Consider the following 8226-nt stretch of genomic DNA (forward strand, 5'->3'; position numbering starts at 1 on the left):
TGCGTCAGTCGCTTACATTTGCTTTGTCGGACCCATCCTATTCCGCGCGCGGAAGCCGACAAAGCGATAGTTTCATTTATGGGTTCACGGCCTAAACAGATATCGGCGTCATTTTGGCGTAAGCAGCGATTGAAATTTCCCCACGCCGCTCAGCGCAGCGAAACCACTTCTACGGGCGGCAAGGGCGCGGCCCCGGGCTGTTCGGCCCAGTGGCGCACCAGCAATACGCCACCGTAGGCGCGCAGGGCATCGACATGGGCCGTGTCGATCGTGGCAAAGACCCACTGGCCCACGCCTTCCTCGCCCAGCGCCAGCACGCCATCGGCCGGCATGCCGCCACCGGCTGGCGCGGCATCGGGCGGGCCATAGACGCCGGCCGCACCGCGGTTCACGTCGACTGCCGGAGACCAGGCGGCATCGCCCACAGTGGGTGACTGGATGGCATAGCATTGCCCCTCCAGCGCACGGGCCTGGCTGCCCAGGCGCACCCGCCAATAGCCGTGGAGCGTATCGGTGCAGCTGGGCACGAGCAGAACCTGTGCGCCTGCTTCCACCGCCGCCCGCGCCAGCAGCGGAAATTCGCTGTCATAGCAGATCACCACCGCCAGCCGGCCCAGCGCGGTATCGAACAGGCGCAGGCCATTGCCGCCGCTGATGAACCATTCCTCGCGCTCGAAGCGGGTCATGATCAGCTTGTCCTGGCTGGCCATGGCGCCGCTGGGCGCAAACAGCCGCGCCGTGTTGCGCACCTGGCCATCGGCGGTGCGACGCGGGGCGCTGGCAGCGAGGATGTGCACGCCATGGGCCTGCGCCAGCCGCGCGTGCAGCGCGTCAACCTGCGGCAGCAGGGCTGAAACCGTGTCGATCGAACCGGCCAGATCGCCCATCGTTGCCGGGTCCAGGCTGGCCAGTTCCATCGCGCCGTATTCGGGAAACACCAAGAGCGTCGCGCCGCCGGCCACCGCCTGTTCCACCCAGATGGTCAGCTTGGTTTCATAGGCGGCCCAATCGGCCAGGCGATCGATCGAATATTGCGCGGCGGCAACGGTGAAACGGGGCATGGCGTGCCTTTTTACGACAGGGACTTGAGCCAGTATTGCATCGGCTTGGCGGTCTCTTGCGCCTCGCCATGGTCTTTCCACGGCAGCTCGGTCACGAGGCCCGGCACCAGGGCATAGCCGCGCGCCTGCCAGAAGGCATCGAGCGGGCGGTAGCCGGCAGGGCGGGCGGGATGGTCGGCGGGACGAATCACCGCGGCAAAGCAGGCGGCCTGCGCCCCGGCGGCGCGGGCCGCATCCTCGCGATGATCGAAGAACGCGTGGCCAATGCCCTGCCCGCGATATTCGGGCAGCAGCACGCTTTCGCCGAAATAGAACAGGTCTTGCGTGGCGATGCCGCGCTGTTCGAAGGGCATGCGAAAGGCCGCCTTCTGGTGACGCATCGGCGCGGCGGTGGCAGCCCCGACGATGCGCGCGCCATCGAACGCGGCCACCAGCACGGCGCCGGGCGCGGCGGCATATTCGGCGAGATAGCGCGCCTCATAGGCACGATCCCCGTCATAGAGATAGGGCCAGGCGGCAAAGACGGCGATGCGCAAGGCCGCCAGATCGTCCAGCGCGGCGCCCACTTCCGCGCCGCTCAGCGGGCGGACGCTGACGCTCATGCGCCGACGACCTGCGCGGTCCAGTCAGCCAAGTTGTAATACATCGTCAAGCGGGTGATCTTGCCACCCTCGATCGCCAGAAAGGCGCCGGCCGGCAGCACATAGGTTTGCCCGGCCGCCTCGGGCAGGCCTTCGTCGGTGGCGAGATAGCTGCCATGGACAACGAATTCGGCCGCGGCGCGGCTGCCGTCTTCGCTGGCCATCAGCACGATGTCTTCGAGGCGTTCCTTGTAGCAGCGCTCCATATGGCCAAGGAACGTGGCAAAGGTATCCTTGCCCACCTGGCGGCTGCCCTGGTTGATATCATGTGCCACGTCATCGGCCAGGCACGCCAGCATGCCGTTCCAATCCCCGGCGTTGAAGGCGGCGTAATAGGTTTCAAGCAGGGCCAGCGTGGCGGCGCGCGACATGGGCGGGTCTCCGTGGAAAAGGCAGTGTCGCCACAGCGCTAGCCGATCAATCCGCCGGCTGCCACAACCCGTTTTGGCATGCTGTATTGCCCATATGCAATGAAGCGGCGCGGGAACAGGCCCGCGCCGCTTGCATCAATCAGCCTGAGGGGGGGGGGGCAGGCCGAGAGGGCGATCAGTCGAACAGCTTGTTGGCCGTGTTGGCCACGCGGCGGCCGAGATAGCGCGCGCCGTCCAGTTCGATCTCGCTGGGCTGGCGGCTGCCGTCGCCACCGGCGATCGTGCTGGCGCCATAGGGGGTGCCGCCGTGCACGGCATCAAGCGTCAGCTGGCCCTGGAAGCCATAGTCGAGGCCAACGATCGTCATGCCGAAGTGCAGCAGGTTGGTCAGGATCGAGAACAGCGTGACTTCCTGGCCGCCATGCTGGCTGGCGGTGGAGGTAAACGCCGCACCAACCTTGCCGTTGAGCGCGCCCTTGGCCCACAGGCCGCCGGCCTGGTCGAGGAACGCGGCCATCTGCGAGCTGATGCGGCCAAAGCGGGTGCCGGTGCCGACGATGATGGCATCGTATTCGGCCAGTTCGGCAACGGTGGCGACAGGGGCCGCCTGATCAAGCTTGAAGTGGGCAGCCTGCGCCACTTCAAGCGGGGCGGTTTCGGGCACGCGCTTCACGTCGACCGTGGCGCCGGTTTCGCGGGCACCTTCGGCAATGGCGTTAGCCATGGTTTCGATGTGGCCATAGCTGGAGTAATAGAGAACCAGAACCTTGCTCATCACACATCATCCTTGGGCAGAGAGGGTAAACTTGGGTGACGCGGCCGGTGGATCATCGAGGGATCAAGCCACCGCGCCGTGCCGTCTTGCCCAGTCTTGTGCCGCACCAGCGACATTCAAGATAGGGCGATAAGATCGGATTAAATGTTCTGAAATGCCGAACGCCCGGCCAGCGTTTGCGTTTCCGTGCTTTTTCGCATATGGGCGAATGGGAATGCCCCGGCCCACACGATGCAGTCGCCACGCGGCTCCCTCGTTTGCCGGGGTTTCTTGTTTTTCCATGGGGGCGGGCCGAATCGCCCCCACCGCGCAGGAAGAAGCCGCATGTCGCGTCGCCGCCAGATCTACGAAGGCAAGGCCAAGATCCTTTATGAAGGCCCCGAACCGGGCACTCTCATCCAATATTTCAAGGATGATGCCACCGCGTTCAACGCGCAGAAGCGCGGGACGATCAACGGCAAGGGCGTGATCAACAACCGCATCAGCGAGTATGTGTTCACGCGCCTGGCCCACATCGGCATTCCCACGCATTTCATCCGCCGCCTCAACATGCGCGAGCAGCTGGTGCGCCAGGTGGAAATCGTGCCGATCGAAGTGGTGGTGCGCAATGTGGCGGCCGGTTCCATTTCCAAGCGCCTGGGCATTCCCGAAGGCGAGCCGCTGCCCCACACCCTGATCGAATACTATTACAAGGACGATGCGCTGGGCGATCCGATGATCGCCGAAGAGCACATCGCCTGCTTCGGCTGGGCCAGCAACGAGGAAATGCAGGACATTTCCTCGATGGCGATCCGCGTGAACGACTTCCTGGTCGGCATGTTCGCGGCGATCAACATCCGCCTGGTGGACTTCAAGCTGGAATTCGGCCGCATCTGGGATGGCGACTATAGCCGCGTGATCCTGGCCGACGAAATCAGCCCCGACGGCTGCCGCCTGTGGGACATGGTCACCGGCGAAAAGCTGGACAAGGACCGTTTCCGCCGTGACCTGGGTGGCGAGGAAGAAGCCTATCAGGAAGTGGCGCGCCGCCTTGGCCTGCTCGACAACGACGGGCCGAGCGAAGTGCTCGACCTGGGCGCGCACCGCAAGCTGCGCTCCAAGAAGTAAGCGCTGCGCCGGCGTCCATCTGGGCACAGACGATAGCAAGGGCCGGGAACCTGGTTTCCCGGCCCTTTCGCGTGGGCGCTATTCGTTACCAGATAAGTCCTTGCGGCGGCACGGCAGGAGCGGCACACCGGCGGCAATGATGCTGCCTGTCTCGTTTCGCCCGTATCGTGCCCTGCCGCTTGCCGTCGCGCTGTTGCTGGGTGCGTGTACTGGCCTGGGCCATGGGCCGGTTGCCGGCCTGCCCCAGGCCGCACCAGCGCCCACCTGGGTTTTCCAGAAGTCTGACCTGCCGCCCGATCCGCGCTTCCGCTTTGGCCAACTGGCCAATGGCATGCGCACGATCATCGTCGCCAATGCCATGCCCAAGGGCACGGTGCAGGTGCGCCTGGACGTGGCGACCGGATCGCTCGATGAAACCGCGGCGGAACGAGGGTTTGCCCATTTCGTGGAACACATGGCGTTCAACGGCAGCACCCATGTGCCCGAGGGGGAAATGGTCCGCCTGCTGGAACGCAAGGGGCTGGCATTTGGCGCCGATACCAACGCCCAGACCAGCTTCGAGCAGACCACTTACATGCTCGACCTGCCGCGCAACGATCCCGACCTGATCGATACCGCGCTGATGCTGATGCGCGAGACGGCCAGCGAATTGACCTTTTCGCCCGGCGCGGTGAGCCGCGAACGCGGCGTGGTGCTGTCTGAATTGCGCGACGGGCAAGGCTATGCGCTGGACAATTTCCACGACCAGCTGGCGTTCTTCTATCCCAAGGCCACCTATCCCCAGCGGCTGCCGATCGGCACTGTCCCCACCATCGATGCCGCGACGGCGCAGGCGCTCAAGGATTTCTGGCACCGCCACTATGTGCCGGCCAAGACCACGCTGGTGGTGATCGGCGATGTCGATCCGGCCAAGGTGGAACAGGCGATTACCGCGCGCTTTGCCGATTGGCAGGCTGCCCCGGCACCACCCCGGCCAGGCCAGGGCAAAGTCTTGCCCGGCCAGCATGGCAAGACCGACCTGTGGACCAACCCGGCCCTGGCCGAACGCGTCACCGTGGCGCGCCATGGGCCGTGGCTCGATGAGCCCGACACCATCGCCAGCCGGCGCGAGAACCTGCTGCGCCAGATCGGCTATGGCATCATCAACCGCCGCTTCCAGACCCTGTCGCGCCAGGTTGATGCGCCGTTTCGCGGCGCCGGCTTTGGCACGGGCGACGTGTTCAAGATCGGCCGCACCACCAACCTCATCATCGATACCGTCGATGGCGGCTGGGCCAAGGGCCTGACCGCAGCAGGCAGGGTCTGGCGCGAGGCGATGGCCCAGGGCTTTACCCAGGCCGAGATCGACGAGCAGGTGGCGAACCTGCGCATTGCGATCGAGAACGCTGCCGCCGGCGAGCAGACGCGCAACAACGCCACGCTGGTCAGCCTGGCGCTGTCGCTGCTGCATGACGACATGGTGCCGACCACGCCGTCGAGCGGCCTCGAACGCTTTAACGCCTTTGCCCCCGCGATCACGCCCGCCAGCGTGATGGCGGCCCTGCGGCGCGAGGCCGTGCCGCTGGACAAGCCGCTGATCCGGTTCCAGGGGCGCAAGGCCCCGGCCGGCGGCGCCCAGGCACTGCGCCGCGCCTGGCAGGCCGCAATGGCCGCGCCGCTGGACGCGGCCAAAGCGGCGACCGCAGCGCCATTCGGCTACACCGATTTCGGCACGCCCGGCACGGTGGTGGCCGACAGCACCGATGCCACGCTGGGCATTCGCCGCATCCGCTTTGCCAATGGCGTGATGCTCAACATCAAGCGCACCCCGCTGGAAACCGATCGCATCCACGTGCGCCTGGCGCTGGACGGAGGCGAAATGCTGGAAACCCGCGACAATCCCCTGGCGGTGGACATGGCATCGAGCGTGCCGGCCGGCGGCCTGGGCCGCTATAGCCTGGACCAGTTGCAGACCATGCTGGCCGGCCACGCCGTGGGCACCAGCTTTGCCGCCAGTGGCGATACCTTTGGCACGGGCAGCACCACGACGCCGCGCGACCTGCTGCTGCAATTGCAGGTCATGGCCGCCTACCTCACCGATCCCGGCTATCGCCCCGAGGCCGAGCAACTGTTTCACCAGGGCATGGCCAACTATTTCGCGCAGCTCAACGCCACGCCGGGCTCTGCCCTGGCGGCCGCGCTGGGCGGTATCCTGTCGGGCAACGATCCGCGCTTTACCCTGCAATCGCCGCAGGCCTACCAGAAGCTGGGCTTTGCCCAGTTGAAACCGGTGCTGGGCGATCGGCTGGCGCATGGTGCGCTGGAAATCGCGCTGGTCGGCGATGTGGACGAAGCGGCCGCGATTGCCGATGTGGCCCGCACGTTTGGCGCCCTGCCCCCGCGCGAACCAGCGTTCGGCGCCTGGACCCAGGCGCGCGAGCGCCGCTTTGCCGCCGTTCCTGGGGTGCAGGTGGTGCGCCACCATGGGCCGGCCAACCAGGCGATCGTGCGCATGATCTGGCCCACAACCGACGATCACGATCCGGTGCAGACCATGACGATGGAACTGCTGGAGCAGGTAACCGGGATCGAGGTGCTCGACACGGTGCGCGAAAAGCTGGGCAAGGCCTATTCCCCCGGGGTTTCGAGCGACATGTCCGATGTGTGGACCGGCTGGGGCACGTTTACGGTGCAGGCCTCGGTCAACGTGGCCGATGTGGCGGCGACACGGGCCGCGCTGGTCCAGACGATTAGCGATCTGGCTGCCCATCCGGTGGATGCCGATGTGCTGGAGCGCGCGCGGGCGCCGATGCTGGAGCGGCTCGACAACGCGCTCAAAGGCAATGGCGGATGGGTGGCGCTGGCCGCGCGCGCGCAATCGCGGCCCGATCGCATCGCCCGGTTCCAGGCGGCGCGTGCCCGGCTCACGGCCCTCACCGCCGCCGATGTGCAGGCCGCCGCCAAGGCCTGGCTTGCCCCGGCCAAGGCCGTGACCGTGCTGGTCCTGCCCGATGGCGTGCCCGCACCGCAATCATGACCCGGCGATCAAGGAGCGCCATGCGCGCAAGACTTGCCCTTGGCGCCAGACGGGGGCATAGGCGGCGCCGAGTCCCATATCCCACGATCCGCCTGTTTAAGTGAAAGGCCAAACGCCGATGAAGGTCCGTGTCCACGTCAGCCTCAAGAACGGTGTGCTCGATCCCCAGGGTCGCGCCATCCACCATGCGCTGGAAGGGCTGGGCTTTGCCGGCGTCAAGGACGTGCGCGCCGGGCGCCTGTTCGAACTGGACGTGGCCGACGACACCAGCGACGACGCGCTGGATGATATGTGCCGCAAGCTCTTGGCCAACATGGTCATCGAAAACTATCGCATCGAAAAGGTTGCCGCCTGATGCCGTTCACCTCTGCCGTCATCACCTTCCCCGGATCGAACTGCGACCGCGACATGGCGGTGGCGGTGAAAGCGGTCTGCGGCGGCACGGTGCACCGTGTGTGGCACGGCGATGCCACCCTGCCCGAAGGCCTTGATTTCATCGCCGTTCCCGGCGGGTTTTCCTATGGCGACTATCTGCGTTCGGGCGCCATGGCAGCCCGTTCGCCGATCATGCAGGCCGTGGTCGAGGCCGCCGGGCGTGGCGTGCCGGTGCTGGGCGTGTGCAACGGTTTCCAGATCCTGACCGAAGCGGGCCTGCTGCCTGGCGCCCTGATGCGCAATGCCGGCATCCGCTTTGTCTGCCGCGAAGTGCCGCTCAAGGTGGAGAACAGCCAGTCGCTGTTTACCCAGCGCTATTTCAAGGACCAGGTCATCACCATTCCGGTGGCCCACCATGATGGCAACTATTTCGCCGACGCCGAAACGCTCGATCGGCTGGAAGGCGAAGGCCGCGTGGCGTTCCGCTATGCCGAACCGGTCAACGGCTCGCAGCGCGATATTGCCGGCGTGCTCAACGCAGCGGGCAACGTGCTGGGCATGATGCCCCACCCCGAGCGCATGATCGAAGCCGCCCAGGGCGGCACCGATGGGCGCAAGCTGTTCGAAGGCGTGCTGGCTGGGTTGAACGTTTCGGCTTGAGGGCGGTGGGGGGTAACATTCCCTCCCCTAACCCCTCCCGCAAGCGGGAGGGGGATTTAAGAAGGCCCTGCTTTTGCGGGGCCTTTTTTGTTGCTCCCCTCCCGCGTGCGGGAAGGGCTTCCCTCTAGAGCGTGATGACATCGGATTGACTCGATAGGGGATTCCCAACGGCTGCGAGTTGTGATTCACGATGTCTGCTGGTGCTGGAGGCCAGCATGGC

General features: G+C 65.9%; 8 protein-coding genes. 4 read left to right on the forward strand and 4 right to left on the reverse strand.

The annotated features are described in order from the left end of the window. Window positions 1-149 precede the first annotated feature (149 nt). The 4 genes from FHW97_RS21820 to wrbA all read right to left on the reverse strand — a co-directional run bounded on the left by FHW97_RS21820 (window position 150) and on the right by wrbA (window position 2848). A complete protein-coding gene (locus tag FHW97_RS21820) occupies window positions 150-1061 on the reverse strand; it encodes a carbon-nitrogen hydrolase family protein (RefSeq protein ID WP_171799742.1) in 912 nt (303 codons plus the stop codon). A gap of 11 nt (window positions 1062-1072) precedes the next feature. After that, the gene (locus FHW97_RS21825) at window positions 1073-1663 is read right to left on the reverse strand and encodes a GNAT family N-acetyltransferase (protein ID WP_171799743.1); all 591 of its coding nucleotides are present in this window, start codon (window positions 1661-1663) and stop codon (window positions 1073-1075) included. Continuing rightward, window positions 1660-2073, reverse strand: a complete 414-nt coding sequence (locus FHW97_RS21830) for a ketosteroid isomerase-related protein (protein ID WP_062785060.1) — start codon at window positions 2071-2073, stop codon at window positions 1660-1662. Before FHW97_RS21830 ends, FHW97_RS21825 begins: the two co-directional genes overlap by 4 nt. A gap of 175 nt (window positions 2074-2248) precedes the next feature. Continuing rightward, window positions 2249-2848, reverse strand: coding sequence for an NAD(P)H:quinone oxidoreductase (gene wrbA, locus FHW97_RS21835; RefSeq protein ID WP_022677344.1), 600 nt, complete (start codon window positions 2846-2848; stop codon window positions 2249-2251). Between the two features lie 324 nt (window positions 2849-3172). On the opposite strand from wrbA, the gene purC reads away from it, so the two are divergent. The 4 genes from purC (at window position 3173) to purQ (ending at window position 8006) form a co-directional block, all read left to right on the forward strand. Further along, complete coding sequence (purC, locus tag FHW97_RS21840) at window positions 3173-3955, forward strand: phosphoribosylaminoimidazolesuccinocarboxamide synthase (RefSeq protein ID WP_022677345.1); 783 nt, start codon at window positions 3173-3175, stop codon at window positions 3953-3955. A gap of 136 nt (window positions 3956-4091) precedes the next feature. Continuing rightward, window positions 4092-6971, forward strand: a complete 2880-nt coding sequence (locus tag FHW97_RS21845; protein ID WP_253941934.1) for a pitrilysin family protein — start codon at window positions 4092-4094, stop codon at window positions 6969-6971. A gap of 118 nt (window positions 6972-7089) precedes the next feature. Then, the gene (gene purS / locus FHW97_RS21850) at window positions 7090-7326 is read left to right on the forward strand and encodes a phosphoribosylformylglycinamidine synthase subunit PurS (RefSeq protein ID WP_022677348.1); all 237 of its coding nucleotides are present in this window, start codon (window positions 7090-7092) and stop codon (window positions 7324-7326) included. Continuing rightward, on the forward strand, window positions 7326-8006 hold the full coding sequence (gene purQ, locus FHW97_RS21855) for a phosphoribosylformylglycinamidine synthase subunit PurQ (protein ID WP_171799744.1): 681 nt from the start codon (window positions 7326-7328) through the stop codon (window positions 8004-8006). The genes purS and purQ overlap by 1 nt, the downstream gene beginning before the upstream one ends. Window positions 8007-8226 lie beyond the last annotated feature (220 nt).

It is taken from the genome of Novosphingobium sp. SG754, from assembly GCF_013149315.1.
In the GTDB taxonomy this organism is placed as follows: Bacteria; Pseudomonadota; Alphaproteobacteria; order Sphingomonadales; family Sphingomonadaceae; genus Novosphingobium; species Novosphingobium capsulatum.

Bases quoted from the DNA above. Each gene is read 5' to 3' on its own strand.
- FHW97_RS21820 (WP_171799742.1), bottom strand. From the start codon at position 1,061: ATGCCCCGTTTCACCGTTGCCGCCGCGCAATATTCGATCGATCGCCTG.
- FHW97_RS21845 (WP_253941934.1), top strand. From the start codon at position 4,092: ATGATGCTGCCTGTCTCGTTTCGCCCGTATCGTGCCCTGCCGCTTGCC.
- purC (WP_022677345.1), top strand. From the start codon at position 3,173: ATGTCGCGTCGCCGCCAGATCTACGAAGGCAAGGCCAAGATCCTTTAT.
- FHW97_RS21830 (WP_062785060.1), bottom strand. From the start codon at position 2,073: ATGTCGCGCGCCGCCACGCTGGCCCTGCTTGAAACCTATTACGCCGCC.
- FHW97_RS21825 (WP_171799743.1), bottom strand. From the start codon at position 1,663: ATGAGCGTCAGCGTCCGCCCGCTGAGCGGCGCGGAAGTGGGCGCCGCG.
- purS (WP_022677348.1), top strand. From the start codon at position 7,090: ATGAAGGTCCGTGTCCACGTCAGCCTCAAGAACGGTGTGCTCGATCCC.
- wrbA (WP_022677344.1), bottom strand. From the start codon at position 2,848: ATGAGCAAGGTTCTGGTTCTCTATTACTCCAGCTATGGCCACATCGAA.
- purQ (WP_171799744.1), top strand. From the start codon at position 7,326: ATGCCGTTCACCTCTGCCGTCATCACCTTCCCCGGATCGAACTGCGAC.